The 24,520-nt window shown below is 70.3% G+C and carries 23 protein-coding genes and 1 pseudogene; 9 read left to right on the top strand and 15 right to left on the bottom strand.

The features are described from left to right. Positions 1 to 4 precede the first annotated feature (4 nt). Complete coding sequence (locus ACQEVY_RS01920) at positions 5 to 1,231, bottom strand: cytochrome P450 (RefSeq protein ID WP_432944095.1); 1,227 nt, start codon at positions 1,229 to 1,231, stop codon at positions 5 to 7. A gap of 151 nt (positions 1,232 to 1,382) precedes the next feature. On the opposite strand from ACQEVY_RS01920, the gene ACQEVY_RS01925 reads away from it, so the two are divergent. Continuing rightward, entirely contained in the window at positions 1,383 to 2,135 is a 753-nt protein-coding gene (locus ACQEVY_RS01925) for a maleylpyruvate isomerase family mycothiol-dependent enzyme (protein WP_432944097.1), read from the top strand. Here ACQEVY_RS01925 and ACQEVY_RS01930 read toward each other — a convergent pair whose 3' ends face one another. Beyond that, positions 2,136 to 2,543, bottom strand: coding sequence for a MarR family winged helix-turn-helix transcriptional regulator (locus tag ACQEVY_RS01930; RefSeq protein WP_432944099.1), 408 nt, complete (start codon positions 2,541 to 2,543; stop codon positions 2,136 to 2,138). Between the two features lie 87 nt (positions 2,544 to 2,630). On the opposite strand from ACQEVY_RS01930, the gene ACQEVY_RS01935 reads away from it, so the two are divergent. Next, the gene (locus ACQEVY_RS01935) at positions 2,631 to 4,127 is read left to right on the top strand and encodes an MFS transporter (protein ID WP_432944101.1); all 1,497 of its coding nucleotides are present in this window, start codon (positions 2,631 to 2,633) and stop codon (positions 4,125 to 4,127) included. Positions 4,128 to 4,214: 87 nt separating this feature from the next. Beyond that, a complete protein-coding gene (locus ACQEVY_RS01940) occupies positions 4,215 to 4,499 on the top strand; it encodes a DUF6332 family protein (protein ID WP_432944103.1) in 285 nt (94 codons plus the stop codon). On the opposite strand, the gene ACQEVY_RS01945 is transcribed toward ACQEVY_RS01940, so the two are convergent. The 3 genes from ACQEVY_RS01945 to ACQEVY_RS01955 form a co-directional block, all read right to left on the bottom strand. Beyond that, complete coding sequence (locus ACQEVY_RS01945; protein WP_432944105.1) at positions 4,460 to 5,125, bottom strand: response regulator; 666 nt, start codon at positions 5,123 to 5,125, stop codon at positions 4,460 to 4,462. The genes ACQEVY_RS01940 and ACQEVY_RS01945 overlap by 40 nt on opposite strands. Beyond that, positions 5,122 to 6,414 carry a sensor histidine kinase gene (locus tag ACQEVY_RS01950; RefSeq protein ID WP_432944108.1) on the bottom strand — a complete coding sequence of 431 codons (1,293 nt, stop codon included), beginning with the start codon at positions 6,412 to 6,414 and terminating at the stop codon, positions 5,122 to 5,124. The genes ACQEVY_RS01945 and ACQEVY_RS01950 overlap by 4 nt, the downstream gene beginning before the upstream one ends. 128 nt (positions 6,415 to 6,542) lie before the next feature. Next, positions 6,543 to 7,283, bottom strand: a complete 741-nt coding sequence (locus ACQEVY_RS01955) for a TetR/AcrR family transcriptional regulator (RefSeq protein WP_432944110.1) — start codon at positions 7,281 to 7,283, stop codon at positions 6,543 to 6,545. Positions 7,284 to 7,679: 396 nt separating this feature from the next. On the opposite strand from ACQEVY_RS01955, the gene ACQEVY_RS01960 reads away from it, so the two are divergent. Continuing rightward, entirely contained in the window at positions 7,680 to 8,084 is a 405-nt protein-coding gene (locus ACQEVY_RS01960; RefSeq protein WP_432955022.1) for a nitroreductase family deazaflavin-dependent oxidoreductase, read from the top strand. Positions 8,085 to 8,109: 25 nt separating this feature from the next. Here the strand turns inward: ACQEVY_RS01960 and ACQEVY_RS01965 are convergent, their stop codons facing one another. Continuing rightward, on the bottom strand, positions 8,110 to 9,312 hold the full coding sequence (locus ACQEVY_RS01965) for a geranylgeranyl reductase family protein (RefSeq protein ID WP_432944112.1): 1,203 nt from the start codon (positions 9,310 to 9,312) through the stop codon (positions 8,110 to 8,112). Between the two features lie 188 nt (positions 9,313 to 9,500). Between ACQEVY_RS01965 and ACQEVY_RS01970 the strand changes: the two genes are divergently transcribed. After that, the gene (locus ACQEVY_RS01970) at positions 9,501 to 10,856 is read left to right on the top strand and encodes a dipeptidase (RefSeq protein ID WP_432944114.1); all 1,356 of its coding nucleotides are present in this window, start codon (positions 9,501 to 9,503) and stop codon (positions 10,854 to 10,856) included. A gap of 27 nt (positions 10,857 to 10,883) precedes the next feature. Here ACQEVY_RS01970 and ACQEVY_RS01975 read toward each other — a convergent pair whose 3' ends face one another. Together ACQEVY_RS01975 and ACQEVY_RS01980 are read right to left on the bottom strand one after the other, a co-directional pair. Beyond that, on the bottom strand, positions 10,884 to 11,927 hold the full coding sequence (locus ACQEVY_RS01975) for an NUDIX hydrolase (RefSeq protein WP_328766292.1): 1,044 nt from the start codon (positions 11,925 to 11,927) through the stop codon (positions 10,884 to 10,886). 243 nt (positions 11,928 to 12,170) lie between these two features. Beyond that, the gene (locus ACQEVY_RS01980; protein WP_432944117.1) at positions 12,171 to 12,374 is read right to left on the bottom strand and encodes a hypothetical protein; all 204 of its coding nucleotides are present in this window, start codon (positions 12,372 to 12,374) and stop codon (positions 12,171 to 12,173) included. A gap of 158 nt (positions 12,375 to 12,532) precedes the next feature. Here ACQEVY_RS01980 and ACQEVY_RS01985 point away from each other — a divergent pair. Further along, positions 12,533 to 13,825 (top strand): annotated as a pseudogene (locus ACQEVY_RS01985) (glycoside hydrolase family 27 protein); the annotation flags it as partial. Positions 13,826 to 13,964: 139 nt separating this feature from the next. Here the strand turns inward: ACQEVY_RS01985 and ACQEVY_RS01990 are convergent. Then, positions 13,965 to 14,924 (bottom strand): ROK family protein, encoded by a 960-nt coding sequence (locus ACQEVY_RS01990; protein ID WP_432944119.1) that lies wholly within the window; start codon positions 14,922 to 14,924, stop codon positions 13,965 to 13,967. Between the two features lie 308 nt (positions 14,925 to 15,232). On the opposite strand from ACQEVY_RS01990, the gene ACQEVY_RS01995 reads away from it, so the two are divergent. Further along, complete coding sequence (locus ACQEVY_RS01995) at positions 15,233 to 16,297, top strand: LacI family DNA-binding transcriptional regulator (protein ID WP_432944121.1); 1,065 nt, start codon at positions 15,233 to 15,235, stop codon at positions 16,295 to 16,297. Positions 16,298 to 16,300: 3 nt separating this feature from the next. Then, entirely contained in the window at positions 16,301 to 17,080 is a 780-nt protein-coding gene (locus ACQEVY_RS02000; RefSeq protein WP_432944123.1) for a hypothetical protein, read from the top strand. Here the strand turns inward: ACQEVY_RS02000 and ACQEVY_RS02005 are convergent. Together ACQEVY_RS02005 and ACQEVY_RS02010 are read right to left on the bottom strand one after the other, a co-directional pair. Continuing rightward, positions 17,050 to 18,753: a serine/threonine-protein kinase gene (locus ACQEVY_RS02005; RefSeq protein ID WP_432944125.1), complete on the bottom strand. Its 1,704-nt coding sequence runs from the start codon at positions 18,751 to 18,753 to the stop codon at positions 17,050 to 17,052. The genes ACQEVY_RS02000 and ACQEVY_RS02005 overlap by 31 nt on opposite strands. Before the next feature lie 128 nt (positions 18,754 to 18,881). Next, positions 18,882 to 20,186, bottom strand: a complete 1,305-nt coding sequence (locus ACQEVY_RS02010) for a DUF6986 family protein (protein WP_432944128.1) — start codon at positions 20,184 to 20,186, stop codon at positions 18,882 to 18,884. Positions 20,187 to 20,399: 213 nt separating this feature from the next. Here ACQEVY_RS02010 and ACQEVY_RS02015 point away from each other — a divergent pair, with 213 nt between their 5' ends. Continuing rightward, entirely contained in the window at positions 20,400 to 21,308 is a 909-nt protein-coding gene (locus tag ACQEVY_RS02015) for an endonuclease/exonuclease/phosphatase family protein (RefSeq protein ID WP_432944130.1), read from the top strand. 81 nt (positions 21,309 to 21,389) lie between these two features. On the opposite strand, the gene ACQEVY_RS02020 is transcribed toward ACQEVY_RS02015, so the two are convergent. From ACQEVY_RS02020 to ACQEVY_RS02035, 4 genes are all read right to left on the bottom strand, one after another. Continuing rightward, positions 21,390 to 22,352 (bottom strand): electron transfer flavoprotein subunit alpha/FixB family protein, encoded by a 963-nt coding sequence (locus ACQEVY_RS02020; RefSeq protein WP_432944132.1) that lies wholly within the window; start codon positions 22,350 to 22,352, stop codon positions 21,390 to 21,392. A gap of 54 nt (positions 22,353 to 22,406) precedes the next feature. Then, positions 22,407 to 23,192 carry an electron transfer flavoprotein subunit beta/FixA family protein gene (locus ACQEVY_RS02025; protein WP_328766302.1) on the bottom strand — a complete coding sequence of 262 codons (786 nt, stop codon included), beginning with the start codon at positions 23,190 to 23,192 and terminating at the stop codon, positions 22,407 to 22,409. Between the two features lie 214 nt (positions 23,193 to 23,406). Continuing rightward, a complete protein-coding gene (locus ACQEVY_RS02030) occupies positions 23,407 to 23,910 on the bottom strand; it encodes a flavin reductase family protein (protein ID WP_432944134.1) in 504 nt (167 codons plus the stop codon). Positions 23,911 to 24,007: 97 nt separating this feature from the next. Continuing rightward, on the bottom strand, positions 24,008 to 24,349 hold the full coding sequence (locus tag ACQEVY_RS02035; RefSeq protein WP_432944136.1) for a TlpA family protein disulfide reductase: 342 nt from the start codon (positions 24,347 to 24,349) through the stop codon (positions 24,008 to 24,010). Positions 24,350 to 24,520 lie beyond the last annotated feature (171 nt).

Below are 24,520 nucleotides of genomic sequence, written 5' to 3' on the forward strand. Positions count from 1 at the left end.
GGGCTCAGGTCGGGGCCGGGGTGAAGCGCACGGGCAGCGCCTGCGGTCCCCGCGTGAACACGCCCTGCTCGGCTGGCCGAAAACCGTCGGCGAGCCGTATGTCGGGCATGGCGTCGAGAAGTTGGTTGACGCCGATCTCGACCTCGGCGCGGGCCAGCAGGGCGCCCACGCAGAAGTGGCGGCCCAGAGCGAACGCGAGATGGTCGGCCGCGGCGGAGAAGGCCTTCGTGGTGGTCAGGTCGTCGCGGAAGATGTCGAAGCGGTCCGGGTCCCGGTAGCGGGCGGGGTCCCGGTTCGCGGCTCCGATCAGGCAGGTCACCGTGGCTCCCGGCGGAACGGTGCCGCCGCTCAGCTCCACTTCCTCGGCCGACTGACGCATGATCATGTGGACCGGCGGGGTGTACCGCAGGGTCTCCGCGAAGGCCCGCTCGATCAGTGAGCGGTCGTCCCGTACGGCCTGGAGCTGTTCGGGATGCGCGAGCAGGTTGGCGAAGATGCTCGCGAGGGCCTTGTCCGTGGTCTCCCCGCCTGCCGCGAGCAGCAGGCTGCAGAACGCCTTGATGTCCTCGTCGCTCATGCGCACGCCTTCCACTTCGGCGGCGCACAGCGTGGACAGCAGGTCGTCGCCGAGGTGGTCACGGCGGTGCCGGATGATCGGGATCATGTACTCGGCGAACTCCACGCGGGTGCGCTCACCGGCCGCGGCGACCTCCGGATCGCCCGCGAGATTGCCGAGGAAGGCGATCACGGACGTGTACCAGCGGTGGAAGCGGTCGTGGTCGGCCTTGTCCAGGCCGAGCATGTCGGCGATGACGTTGACGGGGAAGCGCGTCGCGAAGTCCGCGACCAGATCGGCACTCCCCGTATGGCGGAAGCGGTCGATGAGGGCCCGGGCGTTGTCCTCGATGACGGGCAGGAACTTCTCCTGCAGGTCACGGCCGCGGAAGGCCGGGGCCACCAGAGCCCGGCGCACGGCGTGTTCGCGCCCGCTGAGCGTCAGGATCGTCCGGCCGTGCACGGGCTCGATCTGCCATACGTAGTTGTCGGTGGTGAACTGTCCGTCGCGGTCCTTGAAGATCCGTTCGACGTCCTCGTAGCGCGACACGATGTAGCTCTGGGTGGCCTCGTGCCAGATCAGCGGGGCGTTCTCGCGCATGATCCGGTAGGCGGGATAGGGGTCTTCGGCGAATTCCTTCGACAGGATGTCGGGCAGGTCCGGTGCGGTGGTCACGTGGGGGGACTCCTTGAAGCGTCAACCGGCAGGCCGTTCAAGGCTATTGATCATGCGGGGCCGGGGCACAGCCGATTACTGGCCGACCGCGCCCGCGAGACCGGGGTAAATCTCTTCCCTTCGACCGCACTCCATCCGGCAGACTCACCGCATGGAGACCGCGCAGCTCATCGCAACCCTGGACACCGAGGGCCAGTTGCTGGCGACGGCGGCCGAAGAGGCCGGGACCAACGCCAAGGTGCCCACCTGCCCCGGCTGGCAGGTGCGGGACCTGGTGCGGCACACGGGCATGGTGCACCGCTGGGCGACGGCGTTCGTCGCCGAGAGACACACCTCGTACCACCCCGACGAGGGCCTGCCGGATCTGGACGGTACGGAGCTGATGACCTGGTTCCGCGAGGGCCACCGCCGGCTGGTCGACACGCTCGCGGATGCCCCTGCCGACGTGGACTGCTGGAGCTTCCTGCCCGCACCCTCGCCGCTCGCCTTCTGGGCACGGAGGCAGGCGCACGAGACGACGGTGCACCGGTACGACGCGGAATCCGCGCTCGGCGGCACCCCGAGCCCGATCGCCGTCGACTTCGCAATCGACGGAATCGACGAGTTGCTCTTCGGCTTCCACGCCCGCAAGAAGAGCGCGGTGCGTACGGAGGTGCCGCGCGTGCTGAGGGTGCGGGCCGAGGACACCGACGCGGTGTGGACCGTACGACTGTCGCCCGAGGCGCCGGTCAGCGAGCGGGGCGAACTGGCCGACGCCGACTGCGAGTTGGCGGGCCCGGCCGCCCAGCTCTACCTGTCGCTGTGGAACCGTCGGCCCTTCCCGGGCGTGACCGGAGATCCCGCCCTCGCGACGCTGTGGCGCGAGACGTCGGCGATCACCTGGAGTGGACCCGCGCGCCGGTGATCAGTCGCCCGGACCCGCCGCCAGCATCCGCTCCAGCACCGCGCGCTGCACCGGCAGCACGTCGCCGTGCAGCGCGCGCCCCTCGGTCGTGAGCGAGACGCGTACGCCCCGCCGGTCCTGCGGGCACATGCAGCGCTCCACCAGACCGTCCTTCTCGAGCCGGCCGATCAGCCGGGACAGTGCGCTCTGGCTGAGATGGACCCGCTCGGCGATCTCCTGGACGCGATACGCACCGGCACCGTCGGCCGCGGCGCAGCCTGCCAGTACGTCGAGGACCTCGAAGTCGCTGGCGCACAGGCCGTGTTGATGGAGTGCGCGGTCGAGCTCGGACACTGTGCGTGCGTGCACCGCGAGGAGGTCGCGCCACTGGTCGACGAGCCCCTGCTCAACGTTCTCCGCAGCCGCCATGACGCCGGACCGTAGCAGAAATCAGGCTTTGTTGCATCCGAATTAAATGCGCTTGCATTGAATGCATGCGCATGTAGTGTGTGGCGCATGACCTCTCCGCTCCCCGATTCCGCGACCCAGGAACGCTGGACACCTCGCCTATGGGGCACCCTCCTCGTGCTCTGCGCCGCGATGTTCCTGGACGCGCTGGACGTGTCGATGGTCGGCGTCGCCCTGCCGTCCATCGGCTCCGAACTCGACCTCTCCACCTCGGCCCTGCAATGGGTCGTCAGCGGCTACATCCTGGGCTACGGCGGCCTGTTGCTCCTCGGCGGCCGGACCGCCGACCTGCTCGGCCGCCGCCAGGTCTTCCTGATCGCCCTGGCCGTGTTCGCGCTCGCCTCACTGCTCGGCGGGCTCGTCGACTCCGGCCCACTGCTGATCGCCAGCCGCTTCATCAAGGGCCTCAGCGCGGCGTTCACCGCGCCCGCGGGCCTGTCGATCATCACCACGACCTTCGCCGAGGGCCCGCTGCGCAACCGCGCCCTGTCGATCTACACCACCTGCGCCGCCACCGGCTTCTCCATGGGCCTCGTCCTGTCCGGTCTGCTCACCGAGGCCAGCTGGCGCCTGACCATGCTCCTGCCCGCACCCATCGCGATCATCGCCCTGATAGCCGGCCTCAAGCTGCTGCCGCGCAGCGAGCGCGAGAAGAACCACAACGGCTATGACATCCCCGGCGCCATCATCGGCACGGCCTCGATGCTGCTGCTCGTCTTCACCGTCGTCCAGGCCCCAGAGGTCGGCTGGGCCTCGGCCCGTACGCTGCTCTCCTTCCTCGCCGTCGCCGTCCTGCTCGCGATCTTCGTCCGGATCGAGCAGCGCTCGGCGGGTCCCCTGGTCAGGCTCGGCGTGCTGCGCTCCGGCAACCAGATTCGGGCCCAGCTCGGCGCGATGACGTTCTTCGGCTCATACATCGGCTTCCAGGTCCTGGCCACGCTGTATCTGCAGACGCTGCTCGGCTGGTCGGCCCTGGAGACGGCGCTCGCCTTCCTGCCCGCGGGCGCGCTGGTGGCGCTGTCCGCCACGAAGATGGGAGCCGTCGTCGATCGGTTCGGCACCCGGCGGCTGATCCCGGTGGGCTTCGCCAGCATGGTCATCGCGTACGCGCTGTTCCTGAACATCGACCTCAACCCCGTGTACGCGGCGGTGATCCTGCCGACGATGCTCCTGATCGGCGCCGCCTGCGCGCTGGTCTTCCCCTCACTCAACATCCAGGCCACCAACGGCGTCGACGACCACGAGCAGGGCATGGTCTCCGGCCTGCTCAACACCTCGGTACAGGTGGGCGGCGCGATCTTCCTGGCGATCGTGACGGCCGTGGTGACCGCGAGCGCCTCCGACGACGCCTCTCCGCAGGCCGTCCTCGACAGCTACCGCACGGGGCTGATCGTGGTCACGGCGATCGCGGTCCTCGGCCTGCTGATCACGGCCACGGGTCTGCGCAAGCAGCGTACGCAGCAGACGACGGTCCTGGTCGCCAAGTCCGACTCCGTACAGGAGGGACAGGAGGCACGCGAGGAGCGGGTGCCGGTCCGCGACTGATCCCTCTCCCCCCTTCCCTCTACGCAACTACGCGCGCCCGGCGGGCTGTTCTTGCCCGCCGGGCGCTCTGCTGTGACACTTCGGCACATGGGGAACAGCGGGGGACGGCGCACTCAGGCCGAGCGGGACGCGATGACCGTCGAGATCGGCTACGCACTGGCGAGTGCTGCGGTCGCGGCCGCCCTCGTCTTCGGGGCCATAGCCGGTCCGGCGCTGGTCTTCGAGCTCCCTGCCGGCGCCGAAGACCTGCTGCTCATGGCCGGGACCTGCCTCGCGGTCCTGGTCTTCTTCGTACGGGTGGTCAGTGTGCTGGTCCGTTTCGGGCGTGGGTCTCAGCCCAGCCAGCCCGGCCGCACCAAGCCCGACTCGTAGGCGAGTACGACCAGTTGGGCCCGGTCGCGGGCGCCCAGCTTCACCATCGTGCGGCTCACATGGGTCTTCGCCGTGAGCGGACTGACGACCAGCCGGCGCGCGATCTCGTCGTTGGACAGCCCGATGCCCACCAGGGCCATCACTTCCCGCTCCCGCTCGGTGAGTTCGGCGAGCGACTGAGCGGCGGTCGGCTCCTTGGACCGGGCCGCGAACTCGGCGATCAGCCGCCGTGTCACGCCGGGCGAGAGCAGCGCGTCGCCTTCGACCACCGCCCTGACCGCGCGCAGGAGTTCGTCCGGTTCGGTGTCCTTGACGAGAAAGCCGGAGGCCCCGGAACGGATGGCTTCGAAGACGTACTCGTCGAGCTCGAAGGTGGTGAGCATGACCACCTTGATGTCGTGCAGGCCGGCGTCCTCCGTGATGCGGCGGGTCGCTTCGAGACCGTCGAGCACGGGCATACGGATGTCCATCAGGACGACATCGGGGCGCAGTTCGCGCACTTTGCGCAGCGCCTCCTCGCCGTCGGCTGCCTCTCCGGCCACCTCGATGTCCTTCTGTGCGTCGAGGAGCGCCTTGAAGCCTGCGCGAACCAGTGACTGGTCGTCGGCAAGCAGTACGCGGATCACCGGTCCTCCTTGAGTTCGGCGAGCTTGGCTTTGTGCTCGAGCGGCAGCACGGCCAGCACCCGGAAACCGCCGTCCTCGCGCGGCCCGGCCTCGATCGTGCCACCCAGGGCCGCGGCCCGCTCCCGCATTCCGGCCAGCCCGTTTCCGCTGCCGCCCGCGTCGGCACCGGTCGCCGGTCCGTCGTCGTCGATACGGAGCTTCAGGGCGTCGTTCTCGTAGCGGAGCAGCACGCGCGCGTGCCGCGACCCTGAGTGCCGTACGACATTGGTCAGCGCCTCCTGCACGATCCGGAAGGCGGCGAGATCGGCACCCGGCGGCAGGGCCCGCCGCTTCCCCTCGGTCTCGACGCCGACGGTCAGTCCGGCGCTCGCCGCCTGCTCGACGAGTTCGGGCAGCCGGGAGAGTCCGGGCGCCGGCGTACGCGGCGCGTCGCCGGGCGTGCGGAGGGTGTCGAGCACCTGGCGTACCTCCCCCAGCGCCTCCTTGCTCGCCGCCTTGATGGTGGTGAGGGCGGTACGGGCCTGTTCCGGGTCGGAGTCGAGCAGTGCGAGGCCCGTGCCCGCTTGGACGTTGATGACGGAGATGCTGTGCGCCAGCACGTCGTGCAGTTCGCGGGCGATCCGCAGCCGCTCCTCGTCGGCGCGCCGCCGGGCCGCCTGCAGACGTTCCGTACGCTCCCGTCCCCACTGCTCACGGCGTACGCGGACGAGTTCGGAGACGGCGGCGATGGCCACCATCCAGATGGCGACCGAGACGTCCTCGCCCCAGTCGCCCACCGTGTCGCCGTCCGGCGGCAGCCACTGATAGAGCCAGTGCCCCTCCAGCAGATGGGCCACCCACAGCAGGCCGAGCGCCGCCCAGGCCGCACGCCGATGCCCGGCGACAACCGCGCTGAAGCAGGCGAGCGCGATGGTCAGGAAGATCGGGCCGTACGGATAACCGGCCCCGAAGTAGAAGAGCGCCGACACCGCGACACCGAACACCACCAGCACCGGATACCGATGCCGCCACAGGAGCAGCAGGGTGCCCACAAGCAACAATGCCCGGGCGAACAGGCCGAAGGGCTCGCGCACACCCTCCTGCGCCTCGGCGGCGAAGTTACTGCCGACCTGCACGAACACGGTGATCAGCAGCGTCGAACGCCACGGCCAGCGCGGCCGGCGCTCCGCCGCCTCGTCGTCGCCGTCGTTCCACCACGGCGTGCCGTGCCGCCATCGCCACGGGGGCCCACCGCGCGCCCAGGGCGAACCGCCGCACAGGCGTGTGCGCTGCTCTTCCATGCCAGCCACGCTAGACGCGTCGGCCGGTCCGGGCGTCCGCCGAGCGTGGCGATCAGACGTACTCCCGGGGAAGTACCGCCTCTGTTCGCGGCTACTCCCCCTTACATCGCCACGAGGGCGATCCCGGGCATCCTGCGTCAGGCCCCCGACTTGCTGCCGTCTCCGGCTCCTCCCGTGCCAGTGTCCTGAGGGAACACCAGGCCGACGCCATGGCCGAGTTGAGCGGCGGCGTGCCGGAAGAAGGCTTCGCGGTCCTCCACCACGCGGTTGAACTGGCCGAACAGCTCGAAGCCGATCAGCCCGAACAGCTGGGCCCAGGCGGCGACGAAGGCCGTCACCACCTCCGGCGGCAGATCGGGGGCGAGGTCCTGGGCCAACCGCCGTGCCTCCGGCTTGAGTTCGGCTGGCAGGCGGGGCAGGGCGACGCCCACGCCCCGGTGCGCGTCGCGGACGATCTCGACGAACAGCAACGCGACCCGGGACGCCGCCGGCACGGTCGAGTCGGGGGCGGCGTATCCGGGCACGGGCGAACCGTAGATCAACGCGTACTCGTGCGGATGCGCGAGCGCCCAGCCGCGCACCGCCTCGCACACCACTGCCCAGCGCCGGATCGGGCCGACGTCGGCGACCTTCTCGTGCGCGGCCTCCGCGGTCTGTCCGAGCGAGTCGTAGGCGTCGATGATGAGGGCGGTCAACAGGTCGTCGCGGCTGGGGAAGTAGCGGTACAACGCGGAGGAGACCATGCCGAGTTCGCGGGCCACAGCCCGCAGCGAGAGCTTGGCGGCGCCTTCCTTCGCGAGCTGTCTGCGCGCCTCGTCCTTGATGGCCGCGGTGACTTCGGTCCTGGCTCGGGCGCGAGCTCCTCGGGCGGTACTCATGCCGGGCAGTGTGCCATGAATTCGGAGCACTGCACACAAACGTGAGCGGTGCTCTGAATTTGGATCGACGCTCTCGCGGTGACGCAACGCCCCGGACCGAGATCAACGCTCTGCCGCGAGATCAACGCCCAGGTCCGAGAGCAGTGCTCCACCCCGAGATCAGTACTCCAGCTTCGAGAGCAGCGCTCAACTCAGAGAGCAGGAATCGAGCCCGAGAGCGGCACTCACCTCCAAGAGCGGTGCACACATTCGAGAGCACTGCTCTTGCTTTGGACCACCGATCTCGTGCACACTGCTCTCAAGCGAGAGCAGTGCTCTCGCAACCGATCTCAACCACTGGGGGACCCCGTGACCGCACAGCAGCACTACATCAAGCCCGGCGGCTTCGAGGCCGGCATGAACCGCTTCATCGGCTGGCTCGCCCGCCGCGGCCTCAGCCTCGTCGGCAGCGCCGAACTCTCCGTCCGCGGACGCAAGAGCGGCGAGTGGCGGCGCGTACCCGTCAACCCGCTCCCGTACGAGGGCGGCCCGTACCTCGTCTCGGCGCGCGGCCACTCCGAGTGGGTGCGCAATCTGCGGGCGGCCGGCGGCGGGCAGCTCCAAGTGGGCCGCAAGACGCGGGAGTTCACGGCCGTTGAGCTGCCCGACGAGGAGAAGCCCGTCGTGCTGCGCACCTACCTCAAGAAGTGGGGCTGGGAGGTCGGCCGTTTCTTCGGTGACGTCACGGCCAAGTCCAGCGACGAGGAACTGCTCGCCGCCGCGCGCAACCACCCCGTCTTCCGGATCACCGTCAAGAGCTGAACCCCGCCCGGCGGTCCTGGTCAGGTCAGCGGTCGAGTGAGCTCAGGGCGCGCCCGGCCAGGGGATGCGTACGGACGATCTCACCGAGCGAGGTCGCCCCGCGGGTGATCCCCGTGAACGCCTTCCAGGCCGGCCTGAAGCCCGTGAGCGCCGCGTGGAACATGCCGGGCCGGCGTGCGAAGACCATGAGCAGGCGCTTTCCCACGCTCATCTCGACGCCCAGCCCCGCCTTGATGGCGAAGGCGTAATTCAAGGCCTGGCGCCGGGTGTCCACGGCGTCGTTCGCCTCGGAGATCCGTACCGCCCACTCCCCCGCGAGCCGCCCCGACCGCAGCGCGAACGAGATGCCCTCGCGGGTCCACGGCTCGAGCAGCCCCGCCGCGTCCCCGCACACCAGCACCCGCCCGCGCGAAAGGGGCGAGTCGTCGGCGCGGCAGCGGGTCAAATGCCCCGAGGAGATGCTCGGCTCGAAGCCCGCGAGCCCCAGCCGGGCGATGAAGTCCTCCAAGTACCGCTTGGTGGCGGCCCCTTCACCACGCGCCGAGATCACGCCGACGGTGAGGGTGTCGCCCTTGGGGAACACCCAGCCGTAACTGCCGGGCATGGGGCCCCAGTCGATGAGGACGCGCCCCTTCCAGTCCTCGGCGACGGTCTCCGGTACGGGGATCTCCGCCTCCAGGCCGAGGTCGACCTGGTCGAGCTTCACCCCGACGTGGGCTCCTATCCGGCTGGCGCTGCCGTCCGCGCCGACCACGGCCCGCGCCAGCACGGTCTCGCCGTCCTGCAGTACGACGGCCACGGTGCGCCGGTCCGGTACGGCGGAGCCGTGCTGTTCCACGCGTGCGACCGTGACGCCGGTGCGCAGTTCGGCGCCCGCCTTCTGCGCGTGCTCGACGAGCCGCTGGTCGAACTCGGGCCGGTTGATGAGCCCGAAGAGCATCTGCTTGGAGCGGCGGGTGCGGGTGAACCTGCCGTCGAGCGAGAACGTGACCGCGTGCACCCGGTCCCGCAGCGGCAGCTCGAAGCCGGGCGGCAGGGCATCGCGCGAGGGGCCGATGATGCCGCCGCCGCACGTCTTGTAGCGGGGCAGCTCCGCCTTCTCCAGCAGGAGCACGCGGCGCCCCGCGACCGCTGCCGCATAGGCCGCCGATGCGCCCGCGGGGCCCGCACCGACCACGACGACATCCCATACCCGCTGTGCGTCGCCCGAAGAGTTCTCGCTGCTCACGATGGTCCGCTGCTCCGATCCAGCCGCCTGCCGCTCCTGCCTCCCGCATCCTACGGCGGGCCCCGGGGCAGACCGCTGTGGGAGTATCGGCAGCGTATGCACGAGGCGCACCCGTACGCGCGTGCATCCCACACGTACCAACCACACGTACCCAGCCGCACAACGTCGCACCTACGAGGAGCGTGCCCATGTCGTCGAACCCGGTCGCCGAGACCGTCGCCTCGCTGATGCCCAGGGCGAAGGCGGAGCTCACCGAGCTGGTGGCCTTCAAGTCGGTGGCGGACTTCGACCAGTTCCCCCGGAGTGAGAGTGAGGGCGCCGCGAACTGGGTGGCCGAGGCGCTGCGTTCCGAGGGTTTCCAGGATGTGGCGCTGCTCGACACCCCGGACGGCACGCAGTCGGTGTACGGCTTCCTGCCCGGTCCCGAGGGCGCGAAGACGGTGCTGCTGTACGCGCACTACGACGTGCAGCCGCCGCTCGACGAAACGGCGTGGGTGACACCGCCGTTCGAGCTGACGGAGCGCGAGGGCCGCTGGTACGGGCGGGGCGCCGCCGACTGCAAGGGCGGCGTCATCATGCACCTCCTCGCGTTGCGCGCGCTCAAGGCGAACGGTGGCGTCCCGGTCAACGTCAAGGTGATCGCGGAGGGTTCGGAGGAGCAGGGCACGGGCGGACTCGAGCGGTACGCGGAGGACCACCCGGAGTTGCTCGCCGCCGACACGATCATCATCGGTGACGCCGGCAACTTCAGGGTCGGCGTGCCGACGGTCACGACGGCGCTGCGCGGCATGACCCTCGTACGGGTCCGGATCGACACCCTCGGCGGCAATCTTCACTCGGGGCAGTTCGGCGGCGCGGCGCCCGACGCGCTGGCCGCGCTGATCCGCGTACTGGACTCGCTGCGCGCCGAGGACGGTTCCACGACGGTCGACGGGCTGACGGGCGAGGCGCGCTGGGACGGCCTGCAGTACGAGGAAGGCCAGTTCCGCGAGGACGCCAAGGTGCTCGAGGGCGTCGAGCTGATCGGCTCCGGCACGGTGGCCGACCGTATCTGGGCGCGTCCCGCTGTAACCGTGCTCGGCATCGACTGCCCGCCGGTGGTCGGCGCCACCCCGTCCGTGCAGGCGGGCGCCCGCGCCCTGGTCAGCCTGCGGGTGCCGCCGGGCGTGGACGCGGCCGAGGCGACCAAGCTGCTCCAGGCCCACCTGGAGGCGCACACGCCGTGGGGCGCGCGGGTGAGCACCGAGCAGATCGGCCAGGGCCAGGCATTCCGCGCCGACACCTCCAGCCCGGCGTACGCGGCGATGGCCGAGGCGATGCGCGTCGCGTACGACGGGGCGGAGATGCAGTACGCCGGGCAGGGTGGCTCGATCCCGCTGTGCAACACCCTCGCGTCCCTCTACCCGAGCGCCGAAATCCTGCTGATCGGCCTGAGCGAGCCGGAGGCCCAGATTCACGCGGTGAACGAGAGCGTGTCTCCTGAGGAGCTGGAGCGCCTGTCGGTCGCCGAGGCGCTGTTCCTGCGCAACTACGCGGCTGGCTGAGCGAGTTGGCGAGCGCTGGATGAGGACTTATCCCACGGGCACGCCGGCCTCCAGATAGAGCGCCGCTCCCCGTTCCCGTGCGCGCAATGCCCAGCGCAGCCGCTCGTAGCGGACCGGTGGCAGCAGGGTGGCGGCCTCCTCCTCGCTGGCGAAGCGCCAGTCGCGCAGTTCGGGGCCCGGCAGCAGCATCCGCCGGGCCTCGGTGCTGTCGAGCTGTCCTCCGTCGAAGAGGAGGCGCAGTCCGCCGTAGCCGGGGGGTGCGGGCGGCTCCCAGTCGACGACCAACAGGCTTGGTACGTCGTCGAGTTGGATGCCGGTCTCCTCGGCGACCTCGCGGATGCCCGCGCGTGCGGGTGCCTCGCCGCGTTCGACGACACCGCCGGGGAACTCCCAGCCCGCCTTGTACGTGGGATCGACGAGGAGTACGCGATTCTGCTCGTCGAAGAGGAGCACCCCGGCGGCGACGGTCTCGGCGGTGGGCTCCGGGGTCTGCACGATGTCGCAGACGGGGACGGCGCCGGTGCGCACGGCGTCGGCGATGCGTTCCGCGGACTCGTACGGGGTGAGTGTGCTGGTGTCCACGAGATGGGCGTCGGCGGTGAGCCAGCCGGCCAGGGCGGCACGGTAGGGCTCGATGTGGTCGTACGACCACTGGCGCACCCGTATCTCCCCGTCGGGCAGGTCGGGTGGCACTTCGCGGTCGGCTATTCGTTCCCGCAGGATCGTTTCCGCCGGGGCGAGGAGCACATGCCGTACGGGAATCCTGCGGGAGGCGAGTCCGCCGAAGATCTCGTCGCGGTATTCCTGCCGGAGCAGGGTCATGGGTACCACCAGGACGCCGCCGAGTTCGGCGAGCAGCGCGGCCGCGGTGTCGACCACGAGCCGGCGCCAGATGGGCAGGTCCTGGTAGTCACCGACCTCGGCGAGGTGCTTGGGCGGCAGCATGTGCGTCAGCCCGGCTCCGATGAGCTCGGGGTCGAAGAGTGTGCTGTTCGGGATCAGGTCGATCAGTTCCCGTGCGGTGGTGGTCTTCCCCGCACCGAACGCGCCGTTGATCCAAACGACGGTCACGGTTCCCCCTCTTCTGTTGACCCCCTGAGGCTTGCCCTCCACCTTGCCACGGAAACCAGGTCCTGATGAGTGCGCCTTCCGCCGCCTTGGAGACAAGGCCTGGCACCGGGTCGTACACATGCGGAAGCCCGGCCGTGGGCGGGCCGGGCTTCTTGTCGGGACATCGAGATGTCGATATGCCGAGCTATCGGGATGTCGGGCTACTGAGATGTCGAGATACGGCCCCGGGGAGCCGCAGTTGACTCAGCCCTTCTGCTGCTGAGTGTTCTCCACCACGGGGTTGACGGCCGCCTTGCCCTCTCCGACCGTCTTGTCCAGCGTGCTGAGCGTGTCCTGTACGTCGAGCTTGCCGAGGGCGTCGCCTTCGAGTGAGTGGGACGGGGTGACGGCCGCCACCACGAATCCGGCGGCGAGGGACGCGACGGCGAGCATGCTTCGCTTCTTCATGCCCGACTCAACTGCGAAACGGCGCATGAGTCACGGTCAGCCCTTCTTCCCACACGGTCCGCTCTTCCAACATGGTTCGACGCGGCCTACCGTGAGCGCCGCCGACGACTTCCACCCCGGTAGTCACCCATCTTTCGCGAGTACGGAGGAACGTAACGATGCGTCATCTCCCAACCCGCACCACCCGACGAAGAGTGCTCGGAGCGCTCGCCACGGCCGTCCTGTGCACGAGCGGGCTCACTGCCTCTGTCGCGGCACAGGTCCCAGGCGACACCGACGCAGCCGGCCCCCTCCTCGACGACGGGCAGGCCCGCACCCCGCCGATGGGCTTCAACAACTGGAACGCCACGCACTGCCGGGCCGAGTTCGACGAGTCGATGGTCAAGGGTATCGCCGACATCTTCGTCGAGAAGGGGCTCAAGGACGCCGGCTATCAGTACGTCAACCTGGACGACTGCTGGGCGCGTCCAGAGCGCGACGCGAACGGCAAGTTGGTGCCGGACCCGGTCCGTTTCCCCAACGGAATCAAGGCAGTTGCGGACTACGTCCACTCCAAGGGACTCAAGCTCGGCATCTACACCAGCGCCGGCACCAAGACGTGCAACACCGCCGGTTTCCCCGGTGCACTGGGCCACGAGTACAGCGATGCCCAGCAGTTCGCGGACTGGGGCGTCGACTACCTCAAGTACGACAACTGCAACAACCAAGGCGTGGACGCCAAGCAGCGCTACACGACCATGCGTGACGCCCTGAAGGCCGCCTCCGAGAAGACGGGGCGCCCCATCGTCTACAGCATCTGCGAGTGGGGCGAGAACAGGCCCTGGGAGTGGGCGGCGGACGTCGGGCATCTGTGGCGTACGACCGGCGACATCAGTGACAACTGGGGCTCGATGCTGTCGATCATGAAGAAGAACTTGCCGCTCGCCGAGCACGCCGGTCCCGGGCACTGGAACGACCCCGACATGCTGGAGGTCGGCAACGGCGGGATGACGGACACGGAGTACCGCACGCACTTCTCGATGTGGTCGATCATGGCCGCGCCGCTGCTCATCGGCTCCGATCTGCGGTCGGTGTCCGAGGAGACCTTCGACATCCTCGGCAACGAGGAGGTCATCGCGGTCGATCAGGACCCGCTGGGCAAGCAGGGCGTGGTCGTGTCCTCCGAGGGCGGGCGCTGGGTCGTCGCCAAGGAGATGAAGGACGGCAGCCGCGCGGTGGCCCTGTTCAACGAGACGGGCAGCCCTCAGCGCATCGCCACGTCCGCGCGGGCCGTCGGGCTGCCGGAGGCCGCTGCGTACACGGTGCGCGACCTGTGGCAGCACAAGAGCGACACCACGACGGGCGCGATCACGGCGACCGTACCGGCGCACGGCACGGTTCTCGTCCGCATCTCGGCCGACACCAAGGGGGCCGAGCACCCGGCCGCCGCCGAACTCGCCCTGGAGGCAGCCGGTTAGGCCGATGCGGGCAGGCTGACCGCCGCGCTCCGTTCGGCCGAGCCGGGCCCGGTCGACGCGGCAAGCGCTGCCTTGTGCTGACCGCCGCACTGTTCGGCCAAGCCGCTCGTACGGGATCCCGCGCGGCGCGGCGTCAGCCTCCCACCCCCGCCGCTGTCGCGCTCGGCCTCCGGCTGAGCGCGGCCGCCGCGGCGCCGACCAGGCCGGCGTCCGTCCCCATCTGGGCGGGCGCCACGGTGAGGCGCTGGGCGAACGACAGCGTCGCGTAGTCGCGCAGGGCGGCGCGCAGGGGCGTGAACAGGAGGTCGCCCGCCTTGCCCACTCCCCCGCCGATCACCGCGATGTCGATCTCCACCAGGTTCGCCGTCGCGGCGATACCCGCGGCCAGGGCCTGGGCGGCGCGCTCGAAGGAGGCCAGAGCCACCGGGTCGCCCGCGCGGGCGGCGGCGGCCACCGCGGCGGCCGAGGTGTCGCCGTCGGGGCCGGGCTGCCAGCCGCCCTCGATGGCGCGGCGCGCGATGTTCGGCCCGCTCGCGATGCGCTCCACGCAACCGCGGGAACCGCACGGGCAGAGGTCGCCGTCGAGGTCCACGCTGATGTGACCGATGTGGCCGGCGTTGCCCGTGGGCCCCGGATGCAGTCGGCCACCCAGGACCAGACCGCCGCCGACGCCGGTGGAGACGACCATGCACAGCGCGTTGTCGTGCCCGCGGGCGGCGCCCTGCCAGTGCTCGGCGGCGGTGATCGCCACGCCATCGCCGATCAGCTCCACGGGCAGCCCTCCGGTGGCGGCGCGGACCCGCTCGACCAGCGGATAGTCGCGCCAGCCCGGGATGTTCACGGGGCTCACCGTGCCCTTCGAGGCGTCCACCGGGCCCGCGCTGCCGATGCCGAGGGCGGTGGCGCGGCTCCACAGCGGCGAGCCGGTGATCTCGCCGAGCACCGCCTCGACGGCCCCCATGATGGTGTCGCCGTCCTCCTGTGCGGGCGTGGCGCGCTGCGCGCGCAGGAGGATCCGGCCTTGGCCGTCCACCAGGGCTCCGGCGATCTTGGTGCCGCCGATGTCGAGCGCGGCCACGAGGTCGGTGTGCATTTGTGTCTGCTTCTCCCGGTGCGGTGTCGTTCCTGCGGCGGCCGCGGCGGCGGCGCCCCCGAAGTCTTACCAGGGATGTCCCCCCTTGACCCCGGCCGTTGGAACAGGCAGCACGACTGGCCTCGACGTCAGGCAGCACGACTGGTCCCGTAGCAGGGCGGGCCGGAGAATGCGGGGGATAGTGTCTCCCGCATCTGACAACGTTGTCCAGGCCCTATGCTCGACGCCACATCCGTATGAGCACGGAACAACCACGCATTGACCACGCACTGAGTACGCAGTAGAGCACGTCAGGACCAACGCACCCCGTGGACAACAGGACAGGACAGCGCATCGTGGCCGAGACCGCCCGCCGAACCGACAACCGCTACGGCAACCGTCCGACCATGAAAGACGTCGCGGCGCGTGCCGGAGTCGGCCTCAAGACGGTGTCGCGCGTAGTCAACGGTGAGCCCGGGGTCACCCCGGACACCGAGCGCCGGGTGCAGGAGGCGATCGACGCGCTGGGCTTTCGCCGCAACGACAGCGCGCGGGTGCTGCGCAAGGGACGTACGGCGAGCATCGGCCTGGTCCTGGAGGATCTCTCCGACCCGTTCTACGGCCCGCTCAGCCGCGCGGTCGAGGAGGTGGCCCGCGCCCACGGCGCCCTGCTGATCAACGGTTCCAGCGCCGAAGACCCGGACCGCGAGCAGGAGTTGGTGCTGGCGCTGTGCGCGCGCCGGGTGGACGGGCTCGTCGTGATCCCGGCCGGTGACGACCACCGCTATCTGGAGCCGGAGATAAAAGCGGGCGTCGCCACGGTCTTCGTGGACCGCCCCGCCGGCCAGATCGACGCGGATGTCGTCCTGTCCGACAACTTCGGCGGTGCACGCGACGGCGTCGCCCATCTCATCGCCCACGGGCATCGCCGGATCGGCTTCATCGGCGACATGCCCCGCATCCACACCGCCGCCGAGCGGCTGCGCGGCTATCGCACCGCCATGGACGCCGCGGGCATCCCGGTCGAGGAGGCCTGGACGTCCCTGGGCATCACCGATCCGCAACGGGTCCGCCAAGCCGCCGAGGCGATGCTGTCGGGGCCCTCTCCAGTCACCGCGATCTTCACGGGCAACAACCGTGTGACGGTCACCGTCGTCCGCGTCCTCGCCGAACACTCCCGGCCCGTCGCCCTCGTCGGTTTCGACGACATCGAACTCGCCGATCTCCTCCAGCCCGGCGTCACCGTGATCGCCCAAGACTCCGCCCAGCTCGGCCGCACGGCCGCCGAGCGCCTCTTCCACCGCCTCGACGGCACACTCGCCCTCCCGGAGCGCGTCGAACTCCCGACCAGGCTGATCACCCGCGGCTCGGGCGAACTGCCCCCGGCGAGCTGACCCATGCCCCATCCGGATCACCGCACCCTGACGGCACTCGGCCTCGCCGAGGCCCCACGCGACCACCCCCTGACCTATCCGGGCGCCTGGCCCGAGGAGTCCGGACTCCTGGACGGCGACCGGCTGTTGCCGCTGACCCGCCTCACCTTCGAGGACCGCGTCCCGGTCCTCGCCGTCGGCTCCAACGCCTGCCCCGCCCAACTCCGCCACAAGCTGCGGGAGTACGGGATCACCGCGCCCCTCCCCTTGGTGAAGGCGAAGGTCACAGGCATCGAGATCGGCGTCTCCGCGCACATCACCGGGCTCGGTTACGTGTCCGCCTCCCCCTTCCGTGCTCCCGGACTCACCCGCGAGTTGTTCCTCACCTGGCTGAACCCGGCGCAGCTCGACGCGATCGACCGGAGCGAGGGCGTCACCTCGCCGTCCGGTCCGTACGACCGTGTCCTGCTGCCCGCTGCCGACGTTCCCGTCGAGCTGGAGTCGGGCGAGCTGCTCGACAGCGCACATCTCTACGTGAACCGGCGGGGCGTCCTCCAGGACGGCTCCGGAACCCCGCGCACGCATCCCGGCGAGCATGCGCTGCTCACCGAACTCCTCGCCGAATCACCGCGGTTGAGGGCTCTGTTCGGCTCCACTCCCGAGGAGTTCTGCGCCCGGTCGCGCGGCGACCTGGCCCTGTGCATGCGCGGCACCCGGCTGTTCGCCGAGTTGGGGTGGACGACGGCCTCCGGTCTGGAGAAGTACGTACGCGCTCAGCAGAGCGGCAGTCCCGGCACCGGTTGATCGTTGTCGCCGCCCTTGATGTAGACGTCGCTGATGAAGACGTCTTTGTTGCCGCTGTCGTCGTCGGTCTTCGCCCACCAGATGTTGGTCCACTCGCCGTGGGTCTCGCGGCGGCCCAGGTTCTGCTGGCAGTAGAAGTAGTTGATGCCCGCGTTCAGGGTGCCGACCTCGGTCCCGTCCGCGGTGTAGGACGTGGCGGTGCGCCAGACGTCGCAGTTGTACTTGCCGCCGCCGATGGACTCGCAGCCGGAGGCGGGCTCAGCGCCGCCTCCGCCGCCACTCGTGCCGCCCGAGTTGCCGCCGCCTGTGGAGCCGCCGTCGTCGGTGGCGCTCGGCGCGGGGGCGGGGTCCTTCTTCGTCGGCTCGGCGGGCTCCGTACGCTCCGGCTTCCCGGGCGCGGGCGTGGGCGAGGTCTGCTTGTCGCCCTGCTCTGTGGGGTCGGGGTCGTCGGACGGCTTCAGCGTGCCGGGGCCGGGGTCCGCCGAGGTCGGGGAGTCGCCGGCTTCCTGGGAGGCCGAAGGCCGCGCGGATTTCTCGGAGTCGTCGGTGTTGGTCAGCAGGGCCACGGTGACGCCGGTCGCGGCCAGGACGGCGGTGACTGCGGCGGCGGCGAGAAGGGCTCGGGCCTTACGAGGCCGGGAGCCGCCGCCGGAGTCGGAGGTGGTGGTCTCACCTTGGGGCTGTGGCGCTGCGGGGCCCGGTGCGGCCGAGCCCGGCGGCCCGAAGCCGGGCGGGACCGCCGGGGCGCTCCGCTCGGCGGCCTCGCGTTGCTTCGCCGCGGGTCCGCCCAGGTTGGTGGTCGCGGAGTCCTGACCGGCCGCCTGTGCCACCGCTTCCAGCAGTTCGCGTGCGCGGTCGGCGTCCGGCCGGTCCTCCGGCTGCTTCTGCATGAGTTCTTGCAGTACGGGGGCCAGCGGCCCGGAGGCGCGTGGCTCGGGCAGCGGGTCGGACACGATCGCGGTGAGCGTGGACCAGGTCGACGTACGGCGGAAGGGTGAGGTGCCTTCGACGGCCGCGTACAGCGTGGCGCCCAGGGCCCACACGTCGGAGGCGGGCCCGAAGTCGTGGCCCTGGGCGCGCTCGGGCGCCAAGTAGTCCAGAGAGCCCACCAGTTCACCGCTTCGGGTGAGATGCGTGGTGGCGCCGTCACCGGGGTCCTCCATCGTCGCGATGCCGAAGTCGGTGAGGACCACGCGGCCGGAGCGGTCGAGCAGGATGTTGCCGGGCTTCACGTCGCGGTGCAGGACTCCGGCGCGGTGGGCGGCGGCCAGGGCGTCCATGACCTTGGCGCCGATCTCGGCGGCCTCGCCCGGTTCGCGGGGACCCTCCTCACGTAGGACGTCGTCCAGGGAGGGCCCGTCGACCAGCTCCATGACGATCAGCGGGCGCCCGTCGACCTCGGCGACGTCGTGCACGGCGATGACTCCGGGGTGGCGCACGCGGGCCGCCGCGCGCGCTTCGCGCTGCATCCTGCGCCCCAGGTCGGCCAGTTCGGGCCCTCCGGCGTCGGTGTACGTCCGCAGTTCCTTGACCGCGACCTCACGGCCCAGGACCTCGTCGAGAGCCCGCCAGACGACGCCCATACCGCCGCGCCCGAGCTGGGCCACAACGCGATAGCGCCCGGCAAGCAGCCGACCGACCCCGTCCGTGCTTTCGTTCGCCCCCGAAGACACCCCTGCCCCGTTCCTGTGTCACGCCATGAGTGGCGTACAGCCTACGGGTCACGAGTGACAGTCGATGCACAGGAGCGGCTCCTGTGACGATCTCGGTACGCGGGTGTCACCCCAGCCCAACGGGCCCTCTACCGGGCCGAGTTCGTCAAGTCGGCACGCCTCGGCGCCGCGTAACTCTCCAGGTCCGCGCGGGTCAGGCCCGTCGCGCGCGCCACCTCCGCGATGTCGAGGGCGCCACAGTCCAGGCCGCGCAGCAGATAGCCGCTGAGCGCCTTGGCGGTCGCGGGTTCGTCCATCACGTCGCCACCCGTGCGGTTGACGTACCGGGCGAGGCGCGACGCGGCCTGCTCGAAGCCCTCGCGATAGTAGGCGAACACGGCGGCGTACCGGGTCGGGAGGTGGCGCGGGTGCATGTCCCAGCCCTGGTAGTAGGCACGGGCAAGAGCCCGGCGGGTGAGGCCGTAGTGCAGCCGCCAGGCGTCATGGACCCGCGAAGTCGGGCCTACGGGAAGGACGTTGGTCGAGCCGTCCGAGACGCGTACGCCGGTGCCCGCCGCCGCGACCTGCATGATCGCCTTGGCGTGGTCGGCGGCCGGATGGTCGCTCGCCTGGTGGGCGGCGCTGACGCCGAGGCAGGCGCTGTAGTCGAAGGTCCCGTAGTGCAGGCCGGTGGCGCGGCCCTCGGCGGCCTGGATCATCCGGGCGACGGTGGCGGTGCCGTCGGCGGCGAGGATGGCCTGGCTGGTCTCGATCTGGATCTCGAACCCGATCCGCCCCGGCTCGAGTTGGTGCGCCTTCTCGAACTCCTCCAGCAGCCGCCCCATCGCGGTGACCTGCTCGGCGTACGTCACCTTCGGCAGCGTCAGGACCAACCCGTCCGGCAGTCCGCCCGCCGCCATCAGCCCGGTCAGGAAGATGTCGAGGGTCCGGATGCCCCGGTCGCGTACCGGCGCCTCCATGCACTTCATACGGATGCCCATGTACGGGGCTGCCGTGCCCTTTTCGTACGCCTCCGCCACCAGCCGCGCGGCACGGGCGGCGGCCTCGTCCTCCTCGGCGTCGGGGCGCGGGCCGTAGCCGTCCTCGAAGTCGACGCGCAGGTCTTCGATGGGCTCCTGCCCGAGCTTGGCGCGTACGCGGGTGTGGACGGGTTCGGCCAGTTCGTCGGAGAGGCCGAGTACGGCGGCGAACGAGGCGGCGTCCGGGGCGTGTTCGTCGAGGGCGGCGAGGGCCTGGTCGCCCCAGGAGCGGATGGTGTCGGCGGCGAACACGTCACCGGGTACGTAGACGGTGTGGACGGGCTGACGGGTGCCGGGATCTCCGGGGTAGCGGCGCTCCAGTTCGGCGTCGATGGAGGCGAGGGAGGCGCTGATCTCCTCGCTGACAGCGCCCGCGAGGCTCGTCGCCACCTTCTCCTGTGCGCCCTGGCCCATCCCGCCACCCTCTCGATTTTCCGCTGGCCGGAATCAACAGTCCGTAGAGCGAAGCTATCCGCGGACCTTCCCGCTGGTCAACACCCCCCTCCGCCCAGCTCCACCCCGGGACTTCCCTCTGTGGCCACCACGCCCTCTCGACATGTTCACGCCCAACTCCGACACTTCAGTGCGCACGACTCGCCCGGCATCCGTCATCGAAGGAGCCCACCCGTGCCCATCAAGCACAGCCGAGTCACGCGTCGTCTGGGCCTGAAGACCGCCATCGCCGCCGCGGTCGCCCTGCCTCTGTCCAGTACAGCACCCCTCACCACGACCGCCGCGGCACTGGACAGATCCAGCCGCCGCCTGGAAGTCATGTCGTTCAATCTGCGCTACGCGAGCACCACCGAACCCAACAGCTGGGCCGCCCGCCGCCCCGTGACCCGCGAACTGCTGCGCCGCGAAGGCCTCCATGTCATCGGCACCCAGGAGGGCCTCTACCAGCAGGTGCGCGACATCGAAGCCGACCTAGGACCGCACTACGACTGGATCGGCACCGGCCGCGCGGGCGGCAGCCGCGACGAGTTCATGGCGGTCTTCTACGACACCCGCCGGCTGGCCCCGATGGAGTACGACCACTTCTGGCTCTCCGACACGCCCAACGTGATCGGCTCGAACACCTGGGGCGGCGGCTCCATCCGCATGGTGACCTGGGTCCGCTTCCGCGACCTGCGCGACGGGGAGCGGCAGTTCTACTTCCTCAACACCCACCTCGACAACGCGAGCCAGAACGCACGCGCGCGTGCCGCCCAGCTGATCGCCCAGCGCATCGCGGGCCTCGACCGCTCACTGCCGCTCGTCGTGACCGGCGACTTCAACGTCGCCGCGCACAAGAACCCCGTCTACGACACGATGCTGGGCGCCGGCCTCGTCGACACCTGGGACACGGCGGCCGAGCGGAGCAAGCTGTACGCGACCTTCCACGGCTACCGGCCGCTGGTCCCCGACGGCGACCGTATCGACTGGGTCCTCACCACTCCCGGCGTCACCGCACACCGGGCCTCGATCAACACCTTCTCCGTGAACGGCCAGTTCCCGAGCGACCATCTGCCCGTCCAGGCGTCGCTGACCCTGGGCTGAGCACCGGCACGAGCCCGGAATGAGGCGAGGCCCCTGTGACCGCGTCGACGGTCACAGGGGCCTCGTACTGCTCAGAGACACTCAGCCCTTGCGGGTCTTGATCTCCTCGGTGAGCTGCGGGACGACCTCGAAGAGGTCGCCGACCACGCCGTAGTCGACCAGGTCGAAGATCGGGGCCTCGGCGTCCTTGTTGATCGCCACGATCGTCTTCGAGGTCTGCATACCGGCCCGGTGCTGGATCGCGCCGGAGATACCGGAGGCGATGTACAGCTGCGGGGACACGGACTTGCCGGTCTGGCCGACCTGGTTGGAGTGCGGGTACCAGCCCGCGTCCACCGCGGCACGCGAGGCACCGACGGCCGCACCGAGGGAGTCGGCGAGCGCCTCGATGATCGCGAAGTTCTCCGCGCCGTTGACGCCACGGCCACCGGAGACCACGATCGCGGCCTCGGTCAGCTCCGGACGCCCGGTCGACTCACGCGGCGTACGGGACGTGACCTTGGTGCCGGTGGCCTGCTCCGAGAAGGACACGGACAGCGCCTCGACGGCACCGGCGGCCGGGGCGGGCTCCACGGCCGCGCTGTTGGGCTTGACCGTGATGACCGGAGTGCCCTTGGAGACACGGGACTTGGTGGAGAAGGCGGCGGCGAACACCGACTGCGTGGCCACCGGGCCCTCGTCGCCGGCCTCCAGGTCGACGGCGTCGGTGATGATGCCCGAGCCGATACGGACGGCAAGGCGAGCGGCGATCTCCTTGCCCTCGGCGGAGGACGGAACGAGAACGGCGGCCGGGGACACGGCGTCGTACGCGGCCTGCAGCGCGTCCACCTTCGGGACGACCAGGTAGTCGGCGAACTCGGGGGCGTCGGCCGTCAGGACGCGGGTCGCGCCGTGCTCGGCGAGTGCGGCGGCGGTGTCGGCGGCGCCCGCGCCGAGGGCGACGGCGACCGGCTCGCCGATGCGGCGGGCCAGCGTCAGCAGCTCCAGGGTGGGCTTGCGGACGGCACCGTCCACGTGGTCGACGTAGACGAGGACTTCAGCCATGGGACTTCTTCTCTCCTGCTTGCGAAGTGTGCTGGGCGGTAAGCGACTTGGGCCTTAGATGAACTTCTGGCCCGCGAGGAACTCAGCGAGCTGCTTGCCGCCCTCGCCCTCGTCCTTGACGATCGTGCCCGCGGTACGCGCCGGGCGCTCCGCGGCGGAGTCGACGACCGTGTAGGCGCCCTCCAGACCGACTTCCTCGGCCTCGATGTCGAGGTCGGACAGGTCCCAGGAGGTCACCGGCTTCTTCTTGGCGGCCATGATGCCCTTGAAGGACGGGTAGCGCGCCTCGCCCGACTGGTCGGTGACCGACACGACCGCCGGCAGGGAGGCCTCCAGCTGCTCGGAGGCGGAGTCGCCGTCGCGGCGGCCCTTGACCGTGCCGTCCTCGACGGAGACCTCGGAGAGCAGGGTGACCTGCGGGACGCCCAGGCGCTCGGCGACCAGCGCCGGTACGACACCCATGGTGCCGTCGGTGGAGGCCATGCCGGAGATCACCAGGTCGTAACCGGCCTTCTCGATCGCCTTGGCCAGCACCAGCGACGTACCGATGGCGTCGGTGCCGTGCAGGTCGTCGTCCTCGACATGGATGGCCTTGTCGGCGCCCATGGACAGCGCCTTGCGCAGCGCGTCCTTGGCGTCCTCGGGGCCGATGGTCAGGACGGTGATCTCCGCGTCGTCGGCATCCTCGGCGATCTGCAGTGCCTGCTCGACCGCGTACTCGTCGAGCTCCGAGAGCAGACCGTCCACGTCGTCGCGATCGACGGTCAGGTCATCGGCGAAGTGCCGGTCGCCAGTGGCGTCGGGCACGTACTTCACAGTGACAACGATCCTCAAGCTCACGCCGGCTCTCCTACTGCAATCGTCATTTCCGAGCTGCCTTCTTTCAGGCAGCATAGGCGCCTCAAGCGGCCCGTCCCGGTTGGGGCGGCCTGCGCTCCGAACCAAATATTACTCGCCAGTACACCCAGTTCTTGCCCGCTAAGCAAGCGCTTTGAACTGTGACCTTTGCAACGCAGCGTAATCGGAACCCGACGCTTGCGCACAAGTCGGCCCTTCACTCACGCAGACCGTTGAAGCGCCCCTGGTGGTAGAGCAGCGGGCGCCCGGGGCCGGTGGGATCACCGAGGGCGACCTCGGCGAGGACGACGCGGTGGTCCCCCGCGGGTACGCGCGCGACGATCCGGCATACGAGCCAGGCCAGGACGTCGTCGAGTACGGGCACACCCTCGGGGCCCTCACGCCAACTGGTGGGCGCGGCGAAACGGTCGGCGCCGCTGCGGGCGAAGGTGGCGGCCAGCTCCTGCTGATGCTCGCCGAGTATGTGGACGCCGACGTGCTCCGTCTCGGAGATCACCGGCCAGCTGGAAGCGTTCGTGCCGATGCCGAAGGAAATCATCGGGGGCTCTGCGGACACGGAGGTGAGCGAGGTGGCGGTGAAGCCGACCGGGCTGCCGCCGCGCTGTGCGGTGATCACGGCGACTCCGGCCGCGTGCCGCCGGAAGACCGAGCGCAGCAGGTCGGGAGAGGCGAGTTGAGGGAGAAGCACTTCCGGGGGCACAGGGTCACGCTGACGATGGGTGGTACGTGCAGTCAAGTGCGTTCCAGTATCTGGGAGATGTGTCACCGCCGGTGCCGCGGGGCGAGTGCGCCGGTCGTCAGGGCGTCGCAACGGCCTCTCCCAGCGCCGCGATCACGTCCGCCTTACGGGGCTGTCCGGTGGCTCGCCGGACGATGTGCCCCTCCGTGTCGAGCACCAGGACGGTCGGGGTCTTGAGGATGCCGAGTTCGCGTACGAGATCCAGGTGGTCCTCGGCGTCGATCTCGACGTGGGTCACGCCCGGGACCATTCCGGCCACTTCGGCGAGCACCCTGCGGGTCGCCCGGCAGGGCGCGCAGAACGCGCTGGAGAACTGGACCAGCGTGGCCCGTTCACCGAGGTCGTCCCCCAACTCGGCCACGCCGAGCCGCCGTTCGGTGTCGCGCCCGCGCACGTTCATCCTCCTGCTTCGCCGCCGATGCCGCACTCCGTAGTCGCCCGCCACCGCGAGCACCCTGCCCCTTCAGCACTTATGAAAGCCCGAAGATTCCCGGCCCATTGGAGGCGGACCGTCCCCCGAAGTGACGAGAATCTCGCCGTTCGAATGAACGAGGACTGGCTACTCGTCCGT

Source organism: Streptomyces sp. CA-288835, assembly GCF_050936385.1.
GTDB lineage: Bacteria > Actinomycetota > Actinomycetes > Streptomycetales > Streptomycetaceae > Streptomyces.

Coding starts and splice junctions, on each gene's coding strand:
- ACQEVY_RS02010 (WP_432944128.1), bottom strand. CDS start 20,186: ATGGGCCAGGGCGCACAGGAGAAGGTGGCGACGAGCCTCGCGGGCGCT.
- ACQEVY_RS02000 (WP_432944123.1), top strand. CDS start 16,301: ATGCCCCATCCGGATCACCGCACCCTGACGGCACTCGGCCTCGCCGAG.
- ACQEVY_RS01940 (WP_432944103.1), top strand. CDS start 4,215: ATGGGGAACAGCGGGGGACGGCGCACTCAGGCCGAGCGGGACGCGATG.
- ACQEVY_RS02020 (WP_432944132.1), bottom strand. CDS start 22,352: ATGGCTGAAGTCCTCGTCTACGTCGACCACGTGGACGGTGCCGTCCGC.
- ACQEVY_RS01930 (WP_432944099.1), bottom strand. CDS start 2,543: ATGGCGGCTGCGGAGAACGTTGAGCAGGGGCTCGTCGACCAGTGGCGC.
- ACQEVY_RS01925 (WP_432944097.1), top strand. CDS start 1,383: ATGGAGACCGCGCAGCTCATCGCAACCCTGGACACCGAGGGCCAGTTG.
- ACQEVY_RS01960 (WP_432955022.1), top strand. CDS start 7,680: ATGAACCGCTTCATCGGCTGGCTCGCCCGCCGCGGCCTCAGCCTCGTC.
- ACQEVY_RS01980 (WP_432944117.1), bottom strand. CDS start 12,374: ATGAAGAAGCGAAGCATGCTCGCCGTCGCGTCCCTCGCCGCCGGATTC.
- ACQEVY_RS01970 (WP_432944114.1), top strand. CDS start 9,501: ATGTCGTCGAACCCGGTCGCCGAGACCGTCGCCTCGCTGATGCCCAGG.
- ACQEVY_RS01935 (WP_432944101.1), top strand. CDS start 2,631: ATGACCTCTCCGCTCCCCGATTCCGCGACCCAGGAACGCTGGACACCT.
- ACQEVY_RS02035 (WP_432944136.1), bottom strand. CDS start 24,349: ATGAACGTGCGCGGGCGCGACACCGAACGGCGGCTCGGCGTGGCCGAG.
- ACQEVY_RS01955 (WP_432944110.1), bottom strand. CDS start 7,283: ATGAGTACCGCCCGAGGAGCTCGCGCCCGAGCCAGGACCGAAGTCACC.
- ACQEVY_RS01990 (WP_432944119.1), bottom strand. CDS start 14,924: ATGCACACCGACCTCGTGGCCGCGCTCGACATCGGCGGCACCAAGATC.